The organism is Streptomyces yatensis, assembly GCF_018069625.1.
Classification (GTDB): Bacteria; Actinomycetota; Actinomycetes; order Streptomycetales; family Streptomycetaceae; genus Streptomyces; species Streptomyces yatensis.
The window spans coordinates 3,392,212-3,416,761 of record NZ_CP072941.1; the positions used below are offsets into that span (position 1 = coordinate 3,392,212).

19 protein-coding genes are annotated in these 24,550 nt (G+C 71.4%); 7 read left to right on the plus strand and 12 right to left on the minus strand.

Going from position 1 to position 24,550, the window contains the following annotated elements:
- Nucleotides 1–188 precede the first annotated feature (188 nt).
- Nucleotides 189–2,390, minus strand: a complete 2,202-nt coding sequence (locus J8403_RS13595; RefSeq protein WP_211123431.1) for a type IV secretory system conjugative DNA transfer family protein — start codon at nt 2,388–2,390, stop codon at nt 189–191.
- Between the two features lie 349 nt (nt 2,391–2,739).
- On the opposite strand from J8403_RS13595, the gene gabT reads away from it, so the two are divergent.
- Both gabT and J8403_RS13605 read left to right on the plus strand, forming a co-directional pair.
- Complete coding sequence (gene gabT, locus J8403_RS13600) at nt 2,740–4,089, plus strand: 4-aminobutyrate--2-oxoglutarate transaminase (protein WP_211123432.1); 1,350 nt, start codon at nt 2,740–2,742, stop codon at nt 4,087–4,089.
- Between the two features lie 102 nt (nt 4,090–4,191).
- The gene (locus J8403_RS13605; protein ID WP_211123433.1) at nt 4,192–5,070 is read left to right on the plus strand and encodes a phosphatase PAP2 family protein; all 879 of its coding nucleotides are present in this window, start codon (nt 4,192–4,194) and stop codon (nt 5,068–5,070) included.
- A gap of 144 nt (nt 5,071–5,214) precedes the next feature.
- Here the strand turns inward: J8403_RS13605 and J8403_RS13610 are convergent, their stop codons facing one another.
- The 8 genes from J8403_RS13610 to J8403_RS13645 form a co-directional block, all read right to left on the minus strand.
- On the minus strand, nt 5,215–6,663 hold the full coding sequence (locus J8403_RS13610; RefSeq protein WP_425519784.1) for an NAD(P)/FAD-dependent oxidoreductase: 1,449 nt from the start codon (nt 6,661–6,663) through the stop codon (nt 5,215–5,217).
- A 5-nt stretch (nt 6,664–6,668) separates the two neighbouring features.
- Nucleotides 6,669–7,466, minus strand: a complete 798-nt coding sequence (locus tag J8403_RS13615) for an ABC transporter permease (RefSeq protein WP_211123434.1) — start codon at nt 7,464–7,466, stop codon at nt 6,669–6,671.
- Entirely contained in the window at nt 7,463–8,467 is a 1,005-nt protein-coding gene (locus J8403_RS13620; protein ID WP_246585834.1) for an ABC transporter permease, read from the minus strand. Before J8403_RS13620 ends, J8403_RS13615 begins: the two co-directional genes overlap by 4 nt.
- 62 nt (nt 8,468–8,529) lie before the next feature.
- Nucleotides 8,530–9,693: an ABC transporter ATP-binding protein gene (locus J8403_RS13625; protein WP_211123435.1), complete on the minus strand. Its 1,164-nt coding sequence runs from the start codon at nt 9,691–9,693 to the stop codon at nt 8,530–8,532.
- Between the two features lie 20 nt (nt 9,694–9,713).
- Nucleotides 9,714–10,964, minus strand: a complete 1,251-nt coding sequence (locus J8403_RS13630) for a polyamine ABC transporter substrate-binding protein (RefSeq protein ID WP_211123436.1) — start codon at nt 10,962–10,964, stop codon at nt 9,714–9,716.
- An 80-nt stretch (nt 10,965–11,044) separates the two neighbouring features.
- Nucleotides 11,045–12,565, minus strand: coding sequence for a gamma-aminobutyraldehyde dehydrogenase (locus J8403_RS13635; RefSeq protein ID WP_211123437.1), 1,521 nt, complete (start codon nt 12,563–12,565; stop codon nt 11,045–11,047).
- Nucleotides 12,566–12,820: 255 nt separating this feature from the next.
- A complete protein-coding gene (locus tag J8403_RS13640) occupies nt 12,821–13,243 on the minus strand; it encodes a DUF4190 domain-containing protein (protein WP_211123438.1) in 423 nt (140 codons plus the stop codon).
- A 153-nt stretch (nt 13,244–13,396) separates the two neighbouring features.
- Nucleotides 13,397–14,335, minus strand: coding sequence for a DUF4190 domain-containing protein (locus J8403_RS13645; RefSeq protein WP_211123439.1), 939 nt, complete (start codon nt 14,333–14,335; stop codon nt 13,397–13,399).
- 112 nt (nt 14,336–14,447) lie between these two features.
- On the opposite strand from J8403_RS13645, the gene J8403_RS13650 reads away from it, so the two are divergent.
- A complete protein-coding gene (locus J8403_RS13650; protein ID WP_211123440.1) occupies nt 14,448–15,470 on the plus strand; it encodes an adenosine deaminase in 1,023 nt (340 codons plus the stop codon).
- Nucleotides 15,467–16,156: a glycerophosphodiester phosphodiesterase gene (locus tag J8403_RS13655; RefSeq protein WP_211123441.1), complete on the plus strand. Its 690-nt coding sequence runs from the start codon at nt 15,467–15,469 to the stop codon at nt 16,154–16,156. Before J8403_RS13650 ends, J8403_RS13655 begins: the two co-directional genes overlap by 4 nt.
- Here J8403_RS13655 and J8403_RS13660 read toward each other — a convergent pair whose 3' ends face one another.
- Together J8403_RS13660 and J8403_RS13665 are read right to left on the minus strand one after the other, a co-directional pair.
- Entirely contained in the window at nt 16,157–17,467 is a 1,311-nt protein-coding gene (locus J8403_RS13660) for a hypothetical protein (RefSeq protein ID WP_211123442.1), read from the minus strand.
- A 97-nt stretch (nt 17,468–17,564) separates the two neighbouring features.
- On the minus strand, nt 17,565–19,016 hold the full coding sequence (locus tag J8403_RS13665; RefSeq protein WP_059144219.1) for a gamma-aminobutyraldehyde dehydrogenase: 1,452 nt from the start codon (nt 19,014–19,016) through the stop codon (nt 17,565–17,567).
- A gap of 178 nt (nt 19,017–19,194) precedes the next feature.
- On the opposite strand from J8403_RS13665, the gene J8403_RS13670 reads away from it, so the two are divergent.
- Together J8403_RS13670 and J8403_RS13675 are read left to right on the plus strand one after the other, a co-directional pair.
- Entirely contained in the window at nt 19,195–19,665 is a 471-nt protein-coding gene (locus J8403_RS13670) for an Lrp/AsnC family transcriptional regulator (RefSeq protein WP_043235601.1), read from the plus strand.
- A 2-nt stretch (nt 19,666–19,667) separates the two neighbouring features.
- The gene (locus J8403_RS13675; protein ID WP_211123443.1) at nt 19,668–21,029 is read left to right on the plus strand and encodes an aspartate aminotransferase family protein; all 1,362 of its coding nucleotides are present in this window, start codon (nt 19,668–19,670) and stop codon (nt 21,027–21,029) included.
- A 144-nt stretch (nt 21,030–21,173) separates the two neighbouring features.
- Here the strand turns inward: J8403_RS13675 and J8403_RS13680 are convergent, their stop codons facing one another.
- A complete protein-coding gene (locus J8403_RS13680; RefSeq protein WP_211123444.1) occupies nt 21,174–22,718 on the minus strand; it encodes a PucR family transcriptional regulator in 1,545 nt (514 codons plus the stop codon).
- A gap of 283 nt (nt 22,719–23,001) precedes the next feature.
- Between J8403_RS13680 and J8403_RS13685 the strand changes: the two genes are divergently transcribed.
- Nucleotides 23,002–24,477, plus strand: a complete 1,476-nt coding sequence (locus tag J8403_RS13685) for a sodium:solute symporter family protein (RefSeq protein WP_211123445.1) — start codon at nt 23,002–23,004, stop codon at nt 24,475–24,477.
- Nucleotides 24,478–24,550 lie beyond the last annotated feature (73 nt).

The following is a 24,550-nucleotide window of genomic DNA, read 5'->3' on the forward strand; positions in this document are numbered from 1 at the left end:
CTGCCGATTCTGCCTCAATGGACGAATACGTGGAATTGACGGCCTGATTTGGCCACCAGTCTGGCCGTGACGCTGCGGTCGCCCCGTCGCTTTGAGTCGCCCCGTCGCTTTGAGTCGCCCCGTCGCTTTGAGTCGCCCCGTCACGTTGAACGGGGCAACCGCGGCAGAACATCTGGGGCGTGGGTCGGTCACCCGCGGAGATCCACCAGCACCGGCGGCCCGCCCTCGCCCCTTACGGAGGTCACCGACAGCACCGCATGCCCGGCGGGAACCGCGTGGGCCAGCTCGGACGCGGACCAGCGCTCGCGCTCCACCGTCCGTACGGTCACCGACTGCGTGGTCACCGCCTTACCGGTGACGACCTTACGGATGAAGTGCAGCACCTTGGTGAGCGGTTCCTCGGCGATGATCTGCCGGTCGGTGACGTCCCGCGTCTCGACCCACTCCGTCCCCCACACCTCCGCGAACCGCGCCCCGTCCCAGGTCGTCACCCCGGCACAGGCCATCCGGCAGCCGACCGCGCCGAGCAGGGCGCTGCGCAGCGCCTCGGGGACGTCGTCGAGGGTGCGGAGGGTGAGCACGGCGCCCGCGTGGGCGGAACGGAGCCGCTGGATACCGCGCAGGGCCTCGGGGGTGATGGTGTGCGAGGCGTCGTCGAGGATCAGACAGGCGAACAGCGAACGGTCGGCGCGGCCCACGGCGCACTCGGTGAACTGCGCCAGGACCAGCCGCGCCAGCATCCGCGAGGCCTCCGCATGCCCGCGCTCGGGCAGATCGATCCGGACCCGGAGGGGGTGCTCGAGGGCGCGGAGGGAGAACGGGCGGCGGTCGCCGGTGGTGTCGAAGAAATCGGCGAACGCGGGCCGGTCCAGCAGCGCGATCCGGTCCGCCAGCAGCGTGCCCACGTCCCCGGGCGCACCCGACTGCCGGACCCGTGCCTCCAGCTCACGGACCTGCGCCCGCTCCCCGGCCTCCTCCAGCGCCTCGCGCAGTGCGTTGACGGCCGTCTTGGAACCGTCCAGCAGCTCCCGCAGATCCGGGACGGACGGGAAGCGGCCGTGGGCGGCGCGGTAGGGGCCGAGCAACTGGGCCAGCGCGGTGGCGGCGCGCCGGCTGTCCCCACCGGGCAGCGAGGCGGCCATGTCGCCGATCAGCGCCTCGGCGAGGATGCCCGCGGCCTCGTCGGGGTCGGTGGTGCCGCCGTAGAGGTCGAAGTCGTAGCCGGAGTCGGGCCGGCCGATCTTCACGACGACGTCGAACGCCTCATCCGCCCCGAGCCCGGCCCCCGCCGCGCCGACCGCCACGACGGCGACCTGCCCGGCGAGCGCCTGCAGACACAGCGACTCCACGACGGGCCGCACCATCCGCCCCGTCTTCCCCGAACCGGGCGGCCCGACGGCCAGCAGCGAGGTGGCGAGCACATCGGGATCGAGGGCGAGCCCGACGCCGCGGTGCTGGTAGGGGTTGCGGGGGTCGTCTGAGGCGGTGCCGAGCCGGACCTGATGCGCGAGGAGATCATGCCGCGCCGTCCTGGCGGGCAGATCCCGCGCGCCGGACGGGTGGCCGTACGAGGCGGCGCCGTGGCGCAGCACGGTGTCGGTGAACGAGGCGAGGGAGTTCCTCCCGGCCCGCACGGACTGCCAGGCGCGCTCGATCCGGGCATGGTCGACGTCATTCATCGCCCCCGCCCGTGCGTCCGCCGCCAACCGATCGGCCGCACTGTGCGCCCCGGCGGCCCGCAGGTGCGGCCACTCCAGCGGATCCCCCTCCGGCCGCCCCGCGACGACGGCCTCGGGGGCGGGCTCGTCCCAGGCCCGCCGGAAGAGGGGCGCGACGTAGCGGCGCCAGACTTCGGACCAGTGGCCGACGCGGCCGAAGATCACTGCAAGGCAGGCGAGGACAATACCGATATAGATCCGCTGGGCCCACCAGCCCGCCTGTGTGTTGCCCCCTCGCTCGTACCACGAGTCCGGAGTCAGCAGATACATGGGCCACAGCCAATAGCCACCCAGGTACCCGTTCCAGAGCAGCGACCAGACCAGCCAGCCGCAGAGCACGGAGATCAGGGCACCGCTGAGCAGCCGCCGCCCTGGAATGCGGTCCGGCTCCTCCGGTGCCTTCGGCTTGTGCTCGTACGTCCACACCCCCGGTGCCGCCTCGGACCGCGGAGCGCGCAGCCAGGCGACGAAGGACGGGCGGGCCGCGGGCCCGGGGGCCGGGGGCGCGCCGGGAGCCTGGGCGGGTACCGGGGCCGCACCAGGGGCCGCCGGGGGCGCGGTCGGCGGCACCGGCGGCGGGGCCGTGGGGAAGGAGGGCGGGGATTGCGGGGGCGGGGGTGGGAGCGGGTTGTGGCGTGTGCTGCGTGGGTCGAACGTGCCCTCGGTGTCCATGTGCTGCCCCTTGCCCCCTGACCGGCTGTTCCTCGGCTTTCGCGCCATCGCTCAATCTAGTGTTCCCGCGCGGGGAGTTCAGCGACCCGGGCGGTGCCGTCTCACTCGCGGGTCCCCTAAAGCGGTCACCGGATCCCCAGAGCGGTCACCGGATCCGTGATGGGGTCGCCAGTTCCGTAAGGCGGCCGCCGCATCCCTAAAACGGTCACCGGACCCGTAAGGCCGCCGCCCGGCTATAGCCGTCGCGGACAAGGCAACACGCGCAGTGCTCCCGAACGGAACATGCCTCATCCGCCGCCGCGCCCCTAGCCTGCGACTAAAACCGCTGTTCTTTCCCCTGGAGCCCCTCATGACCGAACTGTCCGGAGGCCCGTCCCTCCCCCAGGAGCGTCGCGTCGTCACCGCCATTCCCGGCCCGAAGTCGCAGGAGCTGCTCGCTCGTAAGAACGCGGCGGTCGCCGGCGGGGTGGGGAGTGTGCTGCCGGTCTTCACCGTGCGTGCGGGCGGCGGGGTGATCGAGGACGTGGACGGCAACTCGCTGATCGACTTCGGTTCCGGTATCGCCGTGACCTCCGTCGGCTCCTCCGCGGAGGCCGTCGTGCGCCGGGCGTCCGCGCAGCTGGCGGACTTCACGCACACCTGTTTCATGGTCACGCCGTACGAGGGCTATGTGGAGGTCTGCGAGGAGCTGGCCCGGCTCACGCCCGGCGACCACGCCAAGAAGTCGGCGCTGTTCAACTCGGGCGCCGAGGCGGTGGAGAACGCGGTGAAGATCGCCCGTTCCTACACCAAGCGCCAGGCGGTCGTCGTCTTCGACCACGGCTACCACGGCCGCACCAACCTCACCATGGCGCTCACCGCCAAGAACATGCCGTACAAGCACGGCTTCGGCCCGTTCGCGCCCGAGGTCTACCGCGTTCCGCTCGCCTACCCCTACCGCTGGCTGACCGGCCCGGAGAACTGCGCCGAGGAGGCCGCGGCCCAGGCCATCGACATGATCAGCAAGCAGATCGGGGCGGAGAACGTGGCCGCGATCATCATCGAGCCGGTCCTCGGCGAGGGCGGCTTCATTGAGCCCGCCAAGGGCTTCCTGCCTCGGATCGCGGAGTTCGCCCAGGCCAACGGCATCGTCTTCGTCGCGGACGAGATCCAGTCCGGCTTCTGCCGCACCGGCCAGTGGTTCGCCTGTGAGGACGAGGGCATCGTCCCGGACCTGATCACCACCGCCAAGGGCATCGCGGGCGGTCTGCCGCTCGCCGCCGTCACCGGCCGCGCGGAGATCATGGACGCGGCGCACTCCGGCGGCCTCGGCGGCACCTACGGCGGAAACCCGGTGGCGTGCGCGGCGGCGCTCGGCGCGATCGAGACCATGCGCGAGCTGGACCTCAACGCCAAGGCCAAGCGCATCGAGGAGGTCATGAAGGGCCGCCTCGCCGCGATGCAGGAGAAGTACGACATCATCGGCGACCTCCGCGGCCGGGGCGCCATGATCGCCATCGAGCTGGTGAAGTCCGGCACCAAGGACCCCAACCCCGAGGCCACTGCCGCCGTCGCCAAGGCGTGCCACTCGGCCGGGCTGCTGGTGCTGACCTGCGGGACCTACGGCAATGTGCTGCGTTTCCTGCCGCCGCTGGTGATCGGCGAGGACCTTCTGAACGAGGGTCTCGACGTCCTCGAGGTCGCGTTCGCCGAGCTGTGACTGTGGGTGATCGATGGGTGGCGTGAAGAAGATGTGCGGGGCCGATGACAGGTGGGTGATCGGCCTGTCGGGCGGGGCTTCGCTGCCGTACGGTCATTGCAGATGAGAGAAACACCCCGCTCGCAGGAGACTGCGGGCGATGCCGAGCCGGTGCTTCCCCAGCCCCGACCCGGCTGTGCCCTCGCGCACACCACTGGAGCCTCCGGCTCCGGATCTCCTCACCGATCGGACGGCCGCCCGCCCCAAACCCCCCGGGGCGCGCGGCACACCGGTCGCCACGGCGGCCCCGGAACTACCCCCCCTGTTCCGGGGCTGCCGACTGTTCACCCCCCTTCCGCGCCCCGGGCGCCGTTCTTCACGCCCCGCGCGCTCCTCACAGCCCTCGCTCTGCTCGCACTGCTCGCGCTGTGCACCTGGCAGATCGCCGCCCATGGCCCCCTGCGGACCTACGACGAACGGCTCGGCCGCGCGATCGCCGGATCGGCGTTCCCCTCCCCCGTCGCCGAGTTCCTCGCCGACCTCGGCAATACGGCGGTGGCGGTCCCCATCCTGGCCGTCGCCCTCGGCTGGACGGCGTGGTGCGCCCGGCGCACGGGAGAGCCGCGCTGGTGGCTGCCGCCGCTGGCCGCGGCGGTGGCGATGGCGGCGGTTCCGGCGCTGGTGGTTCCGTTCAAGGCGCTGATCGACCGCCCCGGCCCGCCCGGTCCGCTGGCGGGCGAGACCGGATTCTTCCCCTCCGGACATGCCGCGACGGCCGCCGTCGCCTATGGCGCGGCGGCGCTGCTCCTCCACCCTCTGCTGCACCCGCGGCTACGGCGGCCCCTCCTGGTGGCCGTCGCCGTACTGAACCTCGCCGTGGCCGCCGGGCTGGTCCGGCGCGGCTACCACTGGCCGCTGGACACCGTCGCGAGCTGGTGTCTGTCCGGTCTGCTGCTGTGGGCGCTGCTCCGGCCGAGCCGTACGGGCCGGACGACGGGTTGAGCCGGTCGAGCGGGTTGAGCCGGTTGAGCGGGTCGAGCGGATTGAGCGGGTTGAGCCGGTCGAGCCCCGGCCGCTGACCGAAAGCGGGCCGCGGTTGCCCCGGGCCACACGGAACGGCCCGGGGCAACGGCGGCCCGGCTCAGCTCAGCTGTCGAACCCCAGCCCCACCTTGTCCATGGCCTTCAGCCACAGATTGCGGCGCCCGCCGTTCTCGTCGGCCCGGGTCATGGACCACTGGGTGATGCCGATGCCCGCCCAGCGCACCGGCTCCGGCGGGAAGGGCAGGGGCTTGCTGCGGACCATCTCCAGGCGGGTGCGCTCGGTGCGCTCACCGGCGAGCAGATCGAGCATCACCTCGGCGCCGAAGCGGGTCGCCCCGACCCCCAGGCCCGTATAGCCGAGGGCGTACGCCACCCTCCCCCCGTGCGCGCTGCCGAAGAACGCGGAGAAGCGCGAGCAGGTGTCGATCGCGCCGCCCCAGGCGTGGCTGAAGCGCACGCCCTCCAGCTGCGGGAAGCACTGGAAGAAGTGCTGGGCGAGGGTGCGATAGGTGGCCGGGTGGTGATCGTATTCGGCGCGCACCCGTCCGCCGTAGCGGTAGATGATGTCGTAGCCGCCCCACAGGATGCGCCGGTCGGCGGTGAGCCGGAAGTAGTGGAAGTGGTTGGCGGTGTCGCTGAGCCCCTGCCTGCGCTGCCAGCCGATCGCGTCGAGCTGCTCCTCGGTGAGCGGTTCGGTCATCAGCGCGTGGTCGTAGACCGGGGCGATGTACGGGCGGACGCGGCGCACCAGGGCGGGGAAGGCGTTGGTGGCGAGCGCCACCTGCCGGGCGCGGACCCGTCCGTAGGGAGTGCGGACGGTCATCGCCGCCCCGCTGCTCGCCAGCCGTTCGGCCGGGGTGTGCTCGTAGATCCGTACGCCCAGTTCGGCGCAGGCCCGGGCCAGGCCCCAGGCGAGCTTGGCGGGGTGCACCATGGCCACGCCCCGGCGGTCCCACAGCCCGGCCAGGAAGGTGGGCGAGTCGACCTCGGCGCGCACCGCGTCGCGGTCGAGGAACTCGGGCGGCTCGAGGCCGAGGGCGCCGGCCTGTTCGACGGTTTCGCGCAACTCCTCGACCTGGTGGGGCGCGGTGGCCACATCGATCTCGCCGGTGCGTTCGAAGTCGCAGTCGATGCCGTAACGCTCGACGGCGGATTCGATGGCGTCGAGGTTGCGGAGGCCGAGCCGTTCGAGTTCGGCCAGCTCATCGGGCCAGCGGGCGGCGCCGTTGCCGAGGCCGTGGGTGAGGGAGGCGGCGCAGAAGCCGCCGTTGCGCCCGGAGGCGGCCCAGCCGATTTCCTGGCCCTCGACCAGGACCACCTCGCGGTCGGGGTCGCGTTCCTTGGCGATCAGGGCGGTCCACAGTCCGCTGTAGCCGCCGCCGACGACGAGCAGATCGCAGCGCTCCTCCCCCACCAGGGCGGGGCGGGGGCGGGGCCTGCCGGGGTCGTCCAGCCAGTAGGGCCGGTACGCGGCGTCGGCCAGGGCTTTGAGGGCGGACGGGCCGGGGGCGCTGTCGCCCCCGGGCGAGCGGGTCATGGCGTCCGTGGCCATGGTTTTCAGCTCCTCTTGCGACGGGCGCCGGCCAGTTGGCCGGCGAGAACGCACAGCACCGCTACGGCGAACATCGCCGTTCCGATCACATTGATCTGCACGGGCGTGCCGCGCTGTGCGGATCCCCAGACGAACATGGGGAAGGTCACGGTCGAGCCGGCGTTGAAGTTGGTGATGATGAAGTCGTCGAAGGAGAGCGCGAAGGACAGCAGCGCGCCGGCGGCGATACCGGGCGCGGCGATCGGCAGGGTGACGCGCACGAAGGTCTGCGCCGGGGAGGCGTAGAGGTCCTGCGCGGCCTGTTCCAGCCGGGGGTCCATGGACATCACCCGCGCCTTGACGGCCGTCACGACGAAGCTCAGGCAGAACATGATGTGGGCGATGAGGATCGTCCAGAAGCCGAAGTCCACGCCCATGTTGAGGAAGAGGGTGGCCAGCGAGGCGGCCATGACGACCTCGGGCATGGCCATCGGCAGGAAGATCAGGCTGTTGACCGAGGAGCGGGCCCGGAAGCGGTAGCGGGCCAGCGCGAAGGCGATCATCGTGCCGAGGAGGGTCGCGCCGATCGTCGCCCATACCGCGATCTTCAGGCTGAGCGAGAGCGAGCCGCACAGGTCGGCGACGCCGCACGGATCGGTCCAGGCCTCGGTGGAGAACCGCTGCCATTCGTAGTTGAAGCGCCCGTTGGGCTTGTTGAAGGAGAAGACCAGGACGACGACGTTGGGCAGGATCAGATACGCGAGGGTGCCGAGCCCCGCGATGACCGCCAGGTTCCGCCGTATCCAGCGCGTCAGGGCCGTCACACCAGGTCCTCCGTCCCGGACTTGCGGATGTAGACGGTGACCATCGTGAGGATGGCCGCCATGAGGATGAAGGACAGCGCCGCCGCCGTCGGATAGTCCAGCACCCGCAGGAACTGCGACTGGATGACGTTGCCGACCATCTTCTGGTCGGCGGAGCCGAGCAGTTCGGCGTTGATGTAGTCGCCCGTGGCGGGGATGAAGGTGAGCAGCGTGCCCGCGACGACCCCCGGCATGGACAGCGGGAAGGTCACCTTCCGGAAGGTGGTGACGGGCCGGGCGTAGAGGTCGCCCGCGGCCTCGTGGAGCCTCGGGTCGATGCGCTCCAGCGAGGTGTAGAGCGGGAGGATCATGAAGGGCAGGAAGTTGTACGTCAGCCCGCAGACCACCGCGAGCGGAGTGGCCAGCACCCGCTGTCCCTCGGTGATCCCCAGATAGCTGGTGACGTCCAGGATGTGCAGCGAGTTGAGCGCGCCCACCACCGGGCCGCTGTCGGAGAGGATCGTCTTCCAGGCCAGGGTGCGGATCAGGAAGCTGGTGAAGAACGGCGCGATGACCAGGATCATCACCAGATTGCGCCAGCGGCCCGCCCGGAAGGCGATGAGATACGCGAGCGGATAGCCGAGCACCAGGCACATCACGGTGGCGGTGGCGGCGTAGAGCACCGAGCGCAGGAACTGCGGGTAGTACTCGCTCAGCGCGTCCCAGTAGGTCTGGAAGTGCCAGGTGACCTTGAAGCCCTCTTCGAGGGAGCCGGTCTGGACGGAGGTCGACGCCTGGTAGACCAGCGGCGCGGCGAAGAAGATCAGCAGCCAGAGGATGCCGGGGAGCAGCAGCCAGTAGGGCACCAGCCGCTTGCGGACGGCGGTCCTGAAGAGGGGCGGCTTCTGTACGGGCTCGGGCGCGGGCCCGGCGGCGTCCGGCGGGGCGTCGGGAGTGGCCGTCGCGCTCCCCTCTCCCCGCTCAGTCCCGGCGCGCTCCAACGCGCGGGCTTCCCTCGTCACTGCTCGCTCCTTCGTCGCTGCGCGGCTCCTCAGTCCAGCCCGCGCAGCGCGCCGGGACACGCTCACGAGGCCTCCTCGTCCAGCTCCGTACCGGCGTCGATGTCCTGGGTCGCGTCGAGGCCGAAGGTGTGGGCGGGGTTCCAGTGCAGGACGACCTCGGCGCCGGGGACGAGCCGGGTGTCACGCTCGATGTTCTGCTCGTAGACGGTGATCTCGGGGCAGCCCGGGGTGGTGATGAGGTACTGGGTGGAGACGCCGATGAAGCTGGAGTCGGCGATCCGCCCGGTGAGCCGGTTGCGGCCCTCGGGGATGGTCCCGGCGTCCTCGGCGTGGGCCAGGGTGATCTTCTCGGGACGCACGCCTACCAGCAGTTTCCCTCCGGTGCGGACGGGAGCGCTACATCGGTCGGCGGGCAGCGAGAGCTTGCCGCCGGCGGCGGCGAGGACGAGGTCGCCGCCGCTCTTGTCGGTGATCTCGGCCTCGATGAGGTTGGAGGTGCCGAGGAAGTTGGCGACGAAGGTGGTGCCGGGGTTCTCGTAGAGGTCGGCGGGGGCGCCGCGCTGTTCGACCCGGCCGCCGTTCATCACCGCGACCGTGTCGGCCATGGTCATGGCCTCCTCCTGGTCGTGGGTGACATGGATGAAGGTGATGCCGACCTCGGTCTGGATGCGCTTGAGCTCCAGCTGCATCTGACGGCGCAGCTTGAGGTCGAGCGCGCCCAGCGGTTCGTCGAGCAGCAGCACCCGGGGGTGGTTGATCAGGGCGCGGGCGACGGCGACGCGCTGCTGCTGGCCGCCGGAGAGCTGCTGCGGCCTGCGGCGGGCGAAGTCGCCGAGCTGCACCAGCTCCAGCATCTCCTCGACCTGCTTCTTCACCGACTTGATGCCGCGCCGGCGCAGTCCGAAGGCGACGTTCTCGAAGATGTCGAGGTGCGGGAAGAGGGCATAGCTCTGGAAGACCGTGTTGACGGGCCGCTTGTGGGGCGGGAGGGCGGTGATGTCCTCATCGGCGAGCCGGACGACGCCGCTGGTGGGCTCCTCCAGTCCCGCGATCATGCGCAACGTGGTGGTCTTGCCGCAGCCGGAGGCGCCGAGCAGGGCGAAGAAGGAACCGGCGGGTACGTAGAGATCGAGCGGCTGGACGGCGGTGAAGGACCCGTAGGTCTTGCTGATCCCGGTGAGACGGACGTCGCCGCCGGCGGCGGGGGTGGCAGTGGGGTCGGTCATGGGGGGGCTTCCCTCGTCTGTCAGGCGCCGGTGAGCTTGGCGAACTTTTCCTCGAAGGCGGTCTCTTCCTCGCTCGACAGCGAGCGGAAGGCATGGGACTTGGCGGTCATCTCCTCGTCGGGGATGATCAGCGGGTTCTCCGCCAGGCCCTTGTCGATCTTCGCCAGCTCATCGCGGACCCCGTCGACCGGACATACGTAGTTGATGAAGGCGGCGACCTTCGCGGCGTTCTTGGGCTCGTAGTAGAAGTCGATGAGCCGCTCCGCGTTCTTCTTGTGGCGCGCCTTGTTCGGGATCAGCAGGTTGTCGGTGGAGGTCATGTAGCCGGCCTCCGGGATGGCGAACTCCACCTGCGGCTTGTCCAGTTGGAGCTGGACCAGGTCGCCCGCCCAGGCCACGCACGCCGCGATGTCGCCCTGGCCGAGGTCGCCGGTGTACTCACCGCCGGTGAAGCGGCGGATCTGCCCGCGGTCGACGGCCTTCTGAATGCGGGCGAGGGCGGCGTCGTAGTCGTCGGCGGTGACGCTCTCCGGCCGCTTGCCCATGTCGAGGAGGGTCAGCCCGACGGTGTCGCGCATCTCGGTCAGCATGCCGACCCGGCCCTTGAGCTTCGGGTCCTCCAGGAGCTGCGAGATGGAGGTGACCTTACGGCCGCCGGTGGCCTTCTTGTTGTACGCGATGACGGCGGGGATGCCGGTCCAGGTGTAGGAGTAGGCGCGGCCCGGGTCCCAGTCGGGGGTGCGGAAGCCCTCGGCCAGGTTGGCGTAGGCGTGCGGCAGGTTGGCCGCGTCCAGCTTCTGCATCCAGCCGAGCCGGATCATGCGGGCGGCCAGCCAGTCGGTGACGCAGATGAGGTCGCGGCCGGTGCTCTGGCCCCCGGCGAGCTGCGGCTTGATCTTCCCGAAGAACTCGACGTTGTCGTTGATGTCCTCGGTGTACTTCACCGCGATACCGGTGCGCCGCTGGAACTCCTCCAGGGTGGGGTGGCGCTTCTTGTCCTCGCTGATGTCCATGTACTCCGACCAGTTGGAGAAGTTGACCTTCTTCTCCTCGTCGGAGTGGTCGTCGGAGGCGTTGTTCGTCCCGGTGCGCCCCGCGGGCGGGATACCGCAGCCGCCGAGCGCCCCGAGCCCGCCGACGGCGATGGCCCCGGCGCCTCCCGCGCGCAGCAGGGAGCGGCGGGTGAGCGCCATCCGGCCGCTGGTCATGGAGCGCCGTATCGCGGCGATCTGCGGTGGGGACAGGCTCTCGGACTCGTGCCGTGCTTCCATAAGCTGTGCCTTTCGAGGGTGTCGGCCGGTGGCGGCCGGCCGAGGCCACGCGGGGGTGGCCGCACATTCAGGTCTGTCGGTCAGGTCTGTCGATCTCCGAAGACCGTGCGGTGCCAGTCCTTGCGGACCACTGCGGTGTTGTCGAACATCACGTGCTTGACCTGCGTGTACTCCTCGAAGGAGTACGCCGACATGTCCTTGCCGAAGCCGGAGGCCCGCACACCGCCGTGCGGCATCTCGCTGATGATCGGGATGTGGTCGTTGATCCACACGCACCCCGCCCGGAGCTCGCGGGAGGCGCGGCCCGTCCGGTAGACATCGCGGCTCCAGGCGGAGGCGGCGAGACCGTAGGGGGTGTCGTTGGCGAGCGCGATGCCCTCGTCGTCGCTGTCGAAGGGGACGACCACCAGGACCGGGCCGAAGATCTCGGACTGGACGATCTCGCTGTCCTGGGGCGCGCCGGTGATGAGCGTGGGCCGGTAGTAGGCGCCCTTGGCGAGGTCGCCGCCCGGGATCTCGCCGCCGGTGACGACGGTGGCGTAGCCGCGGGCCCGGTCCACGTAGCCCGCCACGCGGTCGCGCTGGGCGTGGGAGACCAGCGGGCCGAGGTCGGTGTGCGGATCGAAGGGGTCGCCGAGCCGTACGGACGCCATGAGTTCGGCGACGGCCGCGACGAACGCGTCGTACAGCGGGCGCTGGACATAGGCGCGGGTGGCCGCGGTGCAGTCCTGTCCGCTGTTGATCAGCGCGCCCGCGACGGCGCCGTGCGCGGCGGCCTCCAGGTCCGCGTCGTCGAAGACGACGAAGGGCGCCTTGCCGCCGAGTTCGAGATGGATCCGCTTGACGGTGGAGGTGGCGAGTTCGGCGACGCGCTTGCCGACCGCCGTCGATCCGGTGAAGGAGGTCATCGCCACCGCGGGGTGGGAGACCAGCCATTCGCCCGCCTCCGGGCCGGTGCCGCTCACCACGTTGATCACGCCGTCCGGAAGGCCCGCCTCCGTGGCCGCCTGCGCGAACATCAGCGAGGTCAGGGGCGTCAGTTCGGCGGGCTTCAGCACGATGGTGTTGCCTGCGGCGATGGCCGGGAGGACCTTCCAGGCCGCCATCTGGAGGGGGTAGTTCCAGGGGGCGATGGAGCCGATGACCCCAATGGGCTCGCGGCGGATGTACGAGGTGTGGTCACCGCTGTACTCGCCGGCGGCCTTGCCCTCCAACTGGCGGGCGGCGCCCGCGAAGAAGGAGACGTTGTCGATGGAGCCGGGCACATCGAACTCGGTGCTGAGCTTGATGGGCTTGCCGCACTGCAGCGACTCGGCGTGGGCGAGGTCGTCGGCCCGCTCGGTGAGTACCGCGGCGAAGCGGTGCATCGCGTCGGACCGCTCGCCGGGGGTGGCGCCCGCCCATGCGGGGAAGGCGGCCTCGGCCGCGGCCACGGCCGCGTCGACATCGGCCGCACCGGCGAGCCGGTAGCCGAACACCTGCTCGCCGGTGGCCGGGTCGACGACCTGATGCGTGCCCTCGGAGCCGCCCTGGCGCAGACGGCCCGCGATGTACTGGGCACCGTCGGCGAACCGCTCCGTCACGTCGAACCGCTGATCCATCGCGCTCTCCTCCGCCGGTCCGCCCCAACGAGGCGCGGCGTAGCTCCAACCGGAATTGAAGGCCGATCCTGACAGAGAGCCTTCGCTTCAACAAGGGATTCCGTTGTTGTTTTTTGATTTCGCGACGGATTCAGTGATCAGAGCGGCTCCGGCGTCACCGTTTCCGCGCCGGATCCCGGTCTGGACCGACGGTTTGGACAGCCGGTCCGGACGCCCGGCCCGGAAGCCGACCGGACGCCGGTCCGGACCGCCGCTCTAGAAGATGGAGTCGAGGGCGGCGTCCACCGCCAGGATGTAGATCACCGGGAGCACCATGCCGATGATTCCGCAGACCAGACCGGCGGTGGCCGAGCCGCCGTTGTTCGCCTGCCCCCGGCCCACCTTCCCCTTGCCTATGGCGCCGAACGTGATCGCCAGGACGCCGAGGATGACCGCGAAGACCCACAGGACGTAGGTGATCCCGCAGACCAGGCCGACGATGCCGCAGACCAGCGCGGCCGTGCCCATGCCGTTGTTCGGCTGCGTCGGCATCCCGGCCGCCCCCGGGTAGACGGGCGGCGCGGCGGGGTAGCCGGCGCCGGGGTACTGCGGTGGCTGGGCCGGTGGCGCGGGCGTGGCGTAGGGATTGGCCTGGGGGTCGTACGGATCTGGCGGTGGGCCGGGCATGGAGCTGGACATCGGTGGTCTCCCCTCCTGGTAAACGTCCGGCAATGTTATGGGCATGCCGCATCCCGGGACAGCTCGATCGCCCAGGTCGGCGCCGCTGTCGACGGCGGCTGTCGGTGAGGGGTGGGAGTGAGCTGGAAGGCCCGTGGCGTTGCCGGAGGCGCGTCAGCGGCCGATATCGGCGAGCGGGAGCACCGCCGCGCTCGAGACATCGGCATAGCCCGGATCGTCACCGCTGTCCGAGCCGTCGTCCGTGGCGATGTAGACAAAGATCATGACGACGCTCGCCACCACGGCGACCACCCCGAGGATCACCCCGGCGAGCGCCGAACCGCCGTTGGTCGCCTCGCCGCTTGCCGCCCTGGTGCGGCCGAGCGCCCCGAAGACGATCGCGAGCACACCGAGGACGATGCCGAGCAGGATGCTCGGGGAGAGGACCAGGCCGATGATGCCGAGCACCAGGGCGGCCGTGCCATGGCCGTTGTTCGGCACATACGTCCCGCCCGGCCAGCCCTGGCCGTAGGTCCCTCCGGGGTAGGCGGCGCCGGGATAGGCGGTGCCCGGATATCCCGAGCCGGAGTACCCCGCGCCGGGGTGGGCGGTGCCCGGGTAGCCGTAGCCGGGATGGCCCGCCACCCCGCCGTACGGGGACTGCGTGGGGGGCGCCTGCCGGCCGTATCCGGGCCGGCCGTATCCCGTCGGTCCATAGCCCGCCGAGCCGTACGGCCCGGCGGCCGGGTAGGCGCTGGGCGTGCCCGGGCCGGTCGGCGCGGGCGGCGGCGGGGGCACCGCGCCCGGCGCGGCCATGGGGCCCGGCGGGGGCGGTGGAGGGGGCGGGGGCGTCGGGCCCGGCGTGGCGGGATAGGAGGTGAGGGTCGGCTGCTCGGCCACCGGGGGGCGGGGAGCCGGTATCCCTTGTCCGTCCGCCGCCTTGTCCATCGGGGCCTTGTCCATCGCCTTGTCCCTCGGGGCCTTGTCCATCGCGACCCGCTGCGCCGGTGGAGCCCAGGGATCGCGCTCGAGCGGTTCGGGCTGCCTCGGCTGCCCGGGCCACCGTGGCTCATCCCGCGCCTGCGGCTCGGACGGGTCGTGCTGGTCGGCCATGGAGCTCCCCCACAAAGACGTCCGCCCATGCTACGGCCTGTGGCGAGCCCGTCGGCGACACACCATACGATGACCGGATCCCGCCGTGGGCGGGCGTCTCCCGGAGGTTTCGTTGACCGATCTGACCACCTTCATCGCCGGGCTGCCCAAGGCCGAGCTCCATGTGCACCACGTGGGGTCCGCGTCCCCGCGCATCGTGGCCGAGCTGGCCGCCCGGCACCCCGACTCCAAGGTGCCCACCGACCCCGAGGCCCTCGCCGAGTACTTCGTCTTCCGGGACTTCGCGCACTTCATCGAGATCTATCTCTCCGTGGTGGACCTGATCCGCGACGCCGAGGACGTCCGGCTGCTGACCTACGAGATCGCCCGCGACATGGCCCGGCAGAACATCCGCTACGCCGAGCTGACCGTCACCCCCTACAGCTCGACCCGGCGCGGCATCCCGGACACCGCCTTCGTGGAGGCGATCGAGGACGCCCGCAAGGCGGCCGAGTCGGAGTTCGGCACGGTGCTGCGCTGGTGCTTCGACATCCCCGGCGAAGCCGGTCTCGAGGCCGCCGAGGAGACCGCCCGGATCGCCTGTGAGCTGCGCCCCGAGGGGCTGGTCGGCTTCGGCCTCGGCGGCCCGGAGATAGGGGTGCCGCGCCCCCAGTTCAAGCCGTACTTCGACCGCGCCATCGCCGCCGGGCTGCGCAGCGTGCCGCATGCGGGCGAGACCACCGGACCGCAGACGATCTGGGACGCCCTCATCGAGCTGCGAGCCGAGCGCATCGGCCATGGCACCAGCGCCGTCCAGGACCCGAAGCTGCTCGCCCATCTCGCGGAGCACCGCATTCCGCTGGAGGTCTGCCCGACCTCCAACCTCGCCACGCGCGCCGTCGCCACGCTCGACGACCACCCCCTGAAGCAGATGGTCGACGCCGGGGTGATCGTCACGATCAACAGCGACGACCCGCCGATGTTCGGCACCGACCTCAACACCGAGTACCAGGTCGCGGCCCGGCTGCTGGACCTGGACGCGGCGGGCGTCGCGGCGCTGGCGAAGAACGCCGTCGAGGCGTCCTTCCTGGACGCCGAGGGCAAGGCGCGGCTCGCCGCGGAGATCGACGCCTACACGGCGGTCGCGGGCCGATGAGGGCGGCGGGGGCGCGCTGCGTCCCGGTCGGCCACCGCGGCGACCCGTATGTGTGCCGTGAGAACACCCTGCCCTCGATCCGCTCCGCGGTGGGCGCGGGGGCGGGCGCGGTCGAGATCGACGTACGGCTGACCCGGGACGGCGTGCCGGTGCTGCTCCACGACGCCACACTGAAGCGGCTGTGGGGCCGGGACCGGCCGCTGTCCGCGCTGACCGCCGACGAGGTGCGGCAGCTGACCGGCGGGGGCGTCCCGACCCTGCGCGAGGCCCTCGCGTGCGCCGGCTCCACCCGGCTGCTGATCGATCTGCCGGACGCGTCGGCCGCGCCCGCCGCCGTCGCCCAGGTGCGGGAGAGTGGGGCGGGCGACCGGGTGTACTACTGCGGCGCCCTGGCGGCCCTGCACGCCGTGCGCCGCGCGGAGCCGGACGCCGAGATAGCGCTGACCTGGACCACCCTCGCCCCGCCGGCCCCGGCACTGCTGGCCGCGCTGCGCCCCCGGTGGCTCAACTACCGCTTCGGGCTGGTCTCCCGGGAGCTGGTCGCCCGCCATCACGCCGACGGGCTGCTGGTCTCCGCCTGGACCGCCGACACCCGCCGGTCGATGTCCCGGCTGCTGCGGGCGGGCGTCGACGGGATCACCACCAACCGGGTCGGCGCCCTGGCGGCCCTTCTGCTCAGCGGCTGATCAGCGACTGGCCGCGCGGCGGGCGGCGGCGCCGCCCACCCACAGGTCGTTGCTGCCCGCGATGACGACCTTCCCGTCGGCGCGGGTGGTGATGGCCGAGGGCAGCGCATCGCCGCAGCCGAGCTCGGCCCGCTCGGCGTCCGCGCCGAAGCCGGACCACACCACGCCGCAGAAGAGGTGGTCCCCGCTGCGGAGGCCGAGGAGCACCAGCGCGCCCGAGCCGTCGACGCTCGCGCCCCGGATCCGCCCCTCGCCGAGCGCCGAGGTATCCTCGACCCTCCAGTGCAGGCCGTCCGCGCTGGTCAGCACGGACGGCCGGTCGGGCTTGCCGTAGTCCTCGCGGCCGCCGTAGGACCGGGCGCCGTAGGCGATCCACCGGCCGTCGTGCCACAGCACGCCGCTCACCGGGGCGTAGCCGTGCAGCCGGGGGGTGAGCGCGGCCCGCCAGGTGCGTCCGCCGTCCGTGGACGCCCAGACCGGCAGCCGCGGCCGCCCCTGGCCCAGGGCGTTGCCGCCGATGGCCACGATCCGGCGGCCCTCGGCGGCCATGGCCAGCACGCCCGTCCTGGTGAGGGAGGCGCCCTGAGCGTCGGGCGATTCCGCGCCCTGAGCGTCGGGCAGCTCCGGGAGCCGCTCGCGCCGGACGGTCCTCCCCCGGTCCGTGGAGGTCCAGACCGTCGGTATGGGCCGCCGCTTCTCGGTCACCGAACCGCCGAGGACCAGCCGCTCGCCGCTGCGCACCATGACGGCCGCGCCGCCCGGGTCCCGGGCGCCCGGTTCGGCATCCGGATCCGGTTCCACGGGCGGGACCTTCAGGTCGGCCAGCCGGTGGACGCGCCCCGAGCGGTCGAGGCGCGAGAGGGACGTACCGGCCGCGTACACCGAGCCGTCCTCGCCGGGCAGCACCGCCCTCCCGGCGAGCCCGCCGCCGCTCCAGCCCTCGGCGCCGTTTCCCGGAGCCATGTCCCCGGGCACCTCGCCGGGGGTGGCCCCGGTCTCCGGCGCCGGATCGAGCGAGAGCTTCGTACAGGCCGCGTCGCCGGTCCAGTTGACGCCCACGTCGCGGTGGCCGTTGCTGTACGTGCCGAGGCCGAGGACGCAGTCGCCGTACGGCACGAGCGCGTCGAGCCCGTGCTCACCGCCGCTGTCCTTGCTGATGGCCGGGTACTGCACCGCCCCGGCGTAGTGCCGGAACCCCAGCTCGGACGCGGCCGTGCCGCCCGGCTTCTGCTCGCCGCAGCCCGCGACGGCCGGCAGGATCGCGACGGCCGCCGCGATCCACCGACGTCCGGATTTCCCCCACTTGGTCATGACAGGGGATCCTGCCATGACCAACTGACAACCCCGGCACGGGAATCGGCCGGGATCAGCCGGGAACGGCCCGGAATCGGCCGGGGACGGCCCGGGGTCAGCCCAGCGACGTCATGACGTGCTTGATGCGGGTGTAGTCCTCGAAGCCGTAGGCGGAGAGGTCCTTGCCGTAGCCGGACTTCTTGAAGCCGCCGTGCGGCATCTCGGCGACCAGCGGGATGTGGGTGTTGATCCAGACACAGCCGAAGTCCAGGGCCTTGGACATCCGCATCGCGCGGGCGTGGTCCTTGGTCCACACCGAGGAGGCCAGCGCGTACTCCACGCCGTTGGCGTACGAGATCGCCTGCGCCTCTTCCGAGAAGGTCTGCACGGTGATGACCGGGCCGAAGACCTCGTTCTGGATGATCTCGTCGTCCTGCTTGAGCCCGGAGACCACGGTGGGCGCGTAGAAGAAGCCCTTGTCGCCGACCCGGTGGCCGCCCGCCTCGACCTTGGCGTGGGCGGGGAGCCGGTCGATGAAGCCGGAGACCTGGGCGAGCTGGTTGGCGTTGTTCAACGGGCCGTACAGCACGTCCTCGTCGTCGGGCGCGCCGGTCTTGGTCTCGGCGGCGGCCTTGGCGAGCGCGCTCACGAACTCGTCGTGGATCGACTCGTGGACCAGCACCCGGGTGGCGGCCGTGCAGTCCTGGCCCGCGTTGAAGAAGCCCGCGACCGAGATGTCCTCGACCGCCTTGGGGATGTCGGTGTCCTCGAAGACGACCACGGGGGCCTTGCCGCCGAGCTCCAGATGCACCCGCTTGACGTCCTTCGAGGCGCTCTCGGCGACCTGCTTGCCGGCTCGCACCGAGCCGGTGATGGACGCCATGGCGGGCACGGAGTGCTCGACCATCAGCCGGCCGGTCTCGCGGTCGCCGCAGATCACGTTGAAGACGCCCTGCGGATGGCCCAGTTCCGCCAGCACTCCGCCGATGATCTCGGCGATCAGCACGGTGGAGGCGGGCGTGGTGTCCGAGGGCTTGATGACGACCGTATTGCCCGCGGCGAGGGCCGGGGCGAACTTCCACACAGCCATCATCATCGGGTAGTTCCACGGTGCGACCTGGGCGCAGACCCCGACCGGCTCCCGCCGGATGATCGAGGTGAGGCCCTCCATGTACTCACCGGCCGAGCGGCCCTCCAGCATCCGGGCCGCGCCCGCGAAGAAGCGGATCTGGTCGATCATGGGCGGGATTTCCTCGTCCCGCGTGAGACCGATCGGCTTGCCGGTGTTCTCCGACTCGGCGGCGATCAGCTCCTCCGCCCGCGCCTCGAAGGCGTCGGCGATCTTGAGCAGTGCCTTCTGCCGCTCGCCGGGCACCAGGTCGCGCCAGGCCGGGAAGGCGGCCTCGGCGGCGGCCATCGCCGCGTCCACGTCCGCCGCGCCCGACAGCGGCGCGGTGGCGTAGGGCTCGCCCGTGGCCGGGTTGACCACCTCCGTGGTCCGCCCGTCCGCGGCGTCCCGGAACGCTCCGTCGATGTAGTTGCGCAGACGACGCAGTTCGGTGGTCACGTGCCACCCCTCCTGTCAGCTGTCCGATGGGTGAGACACCCACATTAGTCGCCGGGGCTGCGCTTTCAACATACCCGCCACACCAGAACAACGGAATCAGTGTTTTTAGGGCCCCTCAACGACGGAATTCATCGATGAAAGGTTGCGACACGGGCGAGGCTCGTGCACAGTGAGGGTCGTGGCCACACCTGACAAGAACGGCACGACCCTCGACTCCGTATCCCTGGCGATCATTGAGCAGCTCCAGGAAGACGGCCGCCGGCCGTACGCCGCCATCGGAAAGGCCGTGGGGCTCTCCGAGGCCGCCGTGCGGCAGCGCGTGCAAAAGCTGCTCGACCAGGGCGTGATGCAGATCGTCGCCGTCACCGATCCTCTCACCGTGGGGTTCCGGCGGCAGGCGATGGTCGGCATCAACGTCGAGGGCGATCTCGACCCGGTCGCGGACGCGCTGACCGCCATGGACGAGGTCGAGTACGTGGTCGTCACCGCGGGTTCCTTCGATCTCCTGATCGAGATCGTCTGCGAGGACGACGACCATCTCCTCGAAATGATCAACAAGCGGATCCGCACGCTGCCCGGTGTGCGCTCCACCGAGAGCTTCGTCTACCTCAAGCTCCGAAAGCAGACCTATACCTGGGGAACGAGATAGCAATGAGCGCCGACCTCTCCAAGACGGCGTACGACCACCTGTGGATGCACTTCACCCGCATGTCGTCGTACGAGAACTCCCCCGTGCCGACGATCGTGCGCGGTGAGGGCACGTACATCTTCGACGACAAGGGCAAGCGGTACATCGACGGTCTGGCCGGCCTGTTCGTGGTCAACGCGGGCCACGGCCGGGTCGAATTGGCGGAGACGGCCTACAAGCAGGCCCAGGAGCTCGCCTTCTTCCCGGTGTGGAGCTACGCCCACCCCAAGGCCGTCGAGCTCGCCGAGCGGCTCGCGGGCTACGCACCCGGCGACCTGAACAAGGTCTTCTTCACCACGGGCGGCGGCGAGGCCGTCGAGACCGCCTGGAAGCTGGCCAAGCAGTACTTCAAGCTCACCGGCAAGCCCACCAAGCACAAGGTGATATCCCGGGCGGTGGCCTATCACGGCACCCCGCAGGGAGCCCTGTCGATCACCGGGCTGCCGGGGCTCAAGGCCCCCTTCGAACCGCTGGTCCCCGGTGCCCACAAGGTCCCCAACACCAACATCTACCGCGCCCCGATCTTCGGCGACGACCCCGTGGCGTTCGGCCGCTGGGCCGCCGACCAGATCGAGCAGCAGATCCTCTTCGAGGGCCCGGACACCGTGGCCGCGGTCTTCCTGGAGCCGGTGCAGAACGCGGGCGGCTGCTTCCCGCCGCCGCCCGGGTACTTCCAGCGGGTCCGCGAGATCTGCGACAAGTACGACGTGCTGCTGGTCTCGGACGAGGTCATCTGCGCCTTCGGCCGGCTGGGCACGATCTTCGCCTGTGACAAGTTCGGCTACGTCCCGGACATGATCACCTGCGCCAAGGGCATGACCTCGGGCTACTCCCCGATCGGCGCGTGCATCATCTCCGACCGGCTCGCCGAGCCGTTCTACGAGGGCGACAACACCTTCCTCCACGGCTACACCTTCGGCGGCCACCCGGTCTCGGCCGCGGTCGGCGTCGCCAACCTCGACATCTTCGAGCGCGAGGGCCTCAACCAGCATGTGCTGGACAACGAGGGCGCGTTCCGGTCCACGCTGGAGCGGCTGCACGATCTGCCGATCGTCGGCGATGTCCGGGGGAATGGTTTCTTCTACGGCATCGAGCTGGTGAAGGACAAGGCCACCAAGGAGTCCTTCGACGAGGAGGAGACCGAGCGGATCCTCTACGGCTTCCTCTCCAAGGCGCTCTACGAGAACGGGCTGTACTGCCGGGCCGACGACCGCGGCGACCCGGTCGTGCAGCTGGCGCCGCCGCTGATCGCCGACCAGGCGCTGTTCGACGAGATCGAGCAGATCCTGCGGGCGGTGCTGACCGAGGCGTGGACGAAGCTCTGACGGTCGGTCGCTTGCGGAGCCCATGGGGGCGTAGTGCAGCTTTAGTTGAGGCTCGGGTTCACGTGAGGCTAAGGCCCAGTTGAGGTTCAGCAGGTTCAGCCCATGTGAGCTCAGGCCCAGTTGGGGCCCAGGTCCTTGTGGAGCTCAGGCCCACTTGAGGGCGAACCACAGCTCCATCCGGACGTCCGCGTCGCCGAGGTCCACATCGAGCAGGGCCTCGGCGCGGGCGATCCGCTGACGGACCGTATTGCGGTGCACCTCCAGTGCCACCGCCGTACGGTCCCAGCTGCCGTGCAGCGACAGCCACACCCGCACCGTCTCCAGCAGCGCCGGCGCGCCGTCGAGCGGCGCGAGCAGGGCCCGGCCGTGCGCCCCCGCCTCGGCCGGATCCACCAGCGAGACGACGCCGCCCGCGCGGGACGGGCCGTGCCGCACCAGCGGCACCCGCCCGGCGACGGCCCGCCGCAGCGCACGGGCGGCGTCGGCGCCGCCGCGCGGCAGCTCCGCGGCCGCTACGGGCGCCCCGACGCCCAGGGTCCAGCCGGGCTGCGCCCGTACCGCCCCCTCGCCCGGCACGAGGGCGCACAGCGCGTCCCCGTCGAGGTCGACCAGCGGCGTCCCGAGCCCGGCCGCGAGCGCCGCCGTGGCCAGCAGCCCGTCGTCCCGGCCGCGGCCGCGCCGCCGCCCGTGCACCACGGTCCACAGCCCGCCGTCCTCGCGGGTCCCGGATCTCCCCTCGGGGGGCGTCCCCGCCTGCCCCGGCGAGGGGCTGAGCAGCCCCGCCACCCGTGCCGGATCGGCGCCGAGCATCAGCCGTACCAGCGCCGCCGTGCGCTCTGCCTCGGCCCCGACCACCCGCCGCGCCGTCAGCAGGGACAGCAGCACCACGGCCACTCCCACGATCGCCCCGTCCGCGCCGTCCCGCCGGGGAGCGCAGACGCCGAGTGCGAGCCGGTCCTCCGGCCCGGCCGGACCGCCCAGCCCGTACGCGGTCAGCTGCAACTCCTCACCGTCCGCGCCGGCCGCCCGGCCCGCCGCCGAGGACGGGCCCGAGCGCAGCCGGGCCGCGAGCGCGCCGAGCGCCGTACGGGCTGGGCGGTCCGGCCGCGGCCCGGCGGCCGCCAGCTCCGCACCGTCCGGGCCATAGAGCACCGTCCACGCCCCGAGGTGCTGACCCAGCTGCCGCAGCACGGCCGGTACGGGGTGCGGGCGCGCCGCGGCCGTCGCCAGCGACTGCTGTGCCTCGGTGACGCTCCGCAGCTCATGATGGCGGCGCTCGGCCATCGCGTCCCAGACGGCGCTCGCGACGGCCGTGAAGGTCGTCTGCCGCGGCACCTCGACCAGCGGCAGCCCATGCCGGTCGCACGCCTCGACCAGCGCGCGGGGCACCGTGTCGTGCACCGGCGCGATGCCGAAGCCGAGCGCCGCCGCGCCCGCCTGGACGGTACGGGCCACATAGCGGTCCCAGTAGGTGCCGGCGCCCGCCGCCTCCGGGCAGTGCACCCCCGCGCTGAGCAGCAACTCGCCGCCCAGCAGATACGGGACGGGGTCCTCCATCTCGCTGGTGTGGACGAAGTACACGGGCGTGTCCGCCTCGCGCGCCCCCGCGACCTGCCGCAGGCCGAGGGCGGGGTGGCCGAGGAGGGTGGCGAGCGGGACGGGGGCCGTCGGGGGTACGCGGTCGTTCATCACGGCGGGCCTCGCGTGGGGGCGGTCGGGACGGTCCGTAGAGGACGGTTCGTACATCCCGGGGATCGGGAGTGGAGGAAACGTACACTTCCCGGACGCTCCGGCGACACCTAGGGTCTCCGTCACTCCCCACATTCCCCGCACGACCCGTACTCCCCCACACTCCCCGCACTCCCCACGACCCGATCCCCGCGGATCGCCGGGACCTCCCCGATCCCGTGCGGCTCCGCCCGCCCGATCTCCCGACCGCCAGCCGACCCCCGCCGGAGCGAGGAGCACCGCCATGACCGCTGTCGACTACACCGTGATCGTCGTCTATCTCGCGGGCATGCTCGCGCTCGGCTGGTGGGGCATGCGCCGCACCACGTCCACCAGCGACTTCCTGGTCGCCGGCCGGCGGCTGGGGCCGTTCATGTACTCCGGGACGATGGCCGCGATCGTGCTCGGCGGCGCGTCCACCATCGGCGGCGTCGGGCTCGGCTACCAGTACGGGCTCTCCGGCGCCTGGATGGTCATCACCATCGGCCTGGGGCTGCTGGCGCTGTCGGTCTTCTTCTCGGCGCGCATCGCCCGCCTCAAGGTCTACACGGTCAGCCAGATGCTGGACCTGCGCTACGGCGGCTCCTCCGGGCTGATCTCGGGCATCGTGATGTGGGGCTACACCCTGATGCTCGCGGTCACCTCGACCATCGCCTACGCCACCATCTTCGACGTGATCTTCGGCCTGGACCGGATCATCGCCATCGTGCTCGGCGGGGCGATCGTGGTCTGTTACTCGACGCTCGGCGGCATGTGGTCGATCACCCTCACCGACATGGTGCAGTTCGTGGTCAAGACGGTCGGCGTGCTGCTCCTGCTGCTGCCGATCGCGGTGGTGAAGGCGGGCGGCTTCGGCGCGATGAAGTCCGAACTCCCCCACGGCTACTTCTCCCCGCTGGGCATCGGCGGCCAGACCGTCTTCACCTATGTGCTCATCTACTCCTTCGGCATGCTGATCGGCCAGGACATCTGGCAGCGGGTCTTCACCGCCCGCGATGACAAGGTGGCCCGCCGTGGCGGCACCGCGGCCGGTACGTACTGCCTGGCCTACGCGGTCGCGGGCGCGGTCATCGGCACGGCGGCGAAGGTGCTGTACCCCAAGCTGGACGCCCCCGACGACGCGTTCGCGACCATCGTCAAGGACTCCCTCCCGGTGGGCGTGAAGGGGCTGGTGCTGGCCGCCGCGCTGTCCGCGGTGATGTCCACCTCCTCGGGCGCGCTCATCGCCTGCGCGACGGTGGCCAACAACGACATCTGGGCCCGGCTGCGCGGCCGTACGCTCCGTACGGCCGGTGGCGCCCACGACGAGGTCGGCGGCAACCGCGTCTTCATCCTCATCATGGGCATCGCCGTGATCGGCATCTCCGTCGCGCTCAACAATGTCGTGGAGGCGCTGACCGTCGCCTACAACGTGCTGGTCGGCGGGTTGCTGATGCCGATCCTGGGCGGGCTGCTGTGGAAGCGCGGCACCGGCGCGGGCGCCCTGGCCTCGGTCGGTGTCGGCGGCCTTACGGTCATCGCGCTGATGGGGTGGAAGGGCATCCTCGCCAATGAACCCATCTACTTCGGGCTGCTGGCCTCGCTGGTGGCGTATGTGGCGGTCAGCCTCGCCACCAAGCCGACCGACGCGGCGATCCTCGACGCCTGGCGGCGCCGGCTCGCCGGTGAACCGCCCGCCCCCGCCTCCGAGGCCACCAGCCCGGCCACGGCGGGCGCCTGACACGGCCTCGCGCCGCCACACCGGCACCGCCATACGTACCCCTCCCTCATCCGCGCTTCCATACGCCCCGTCA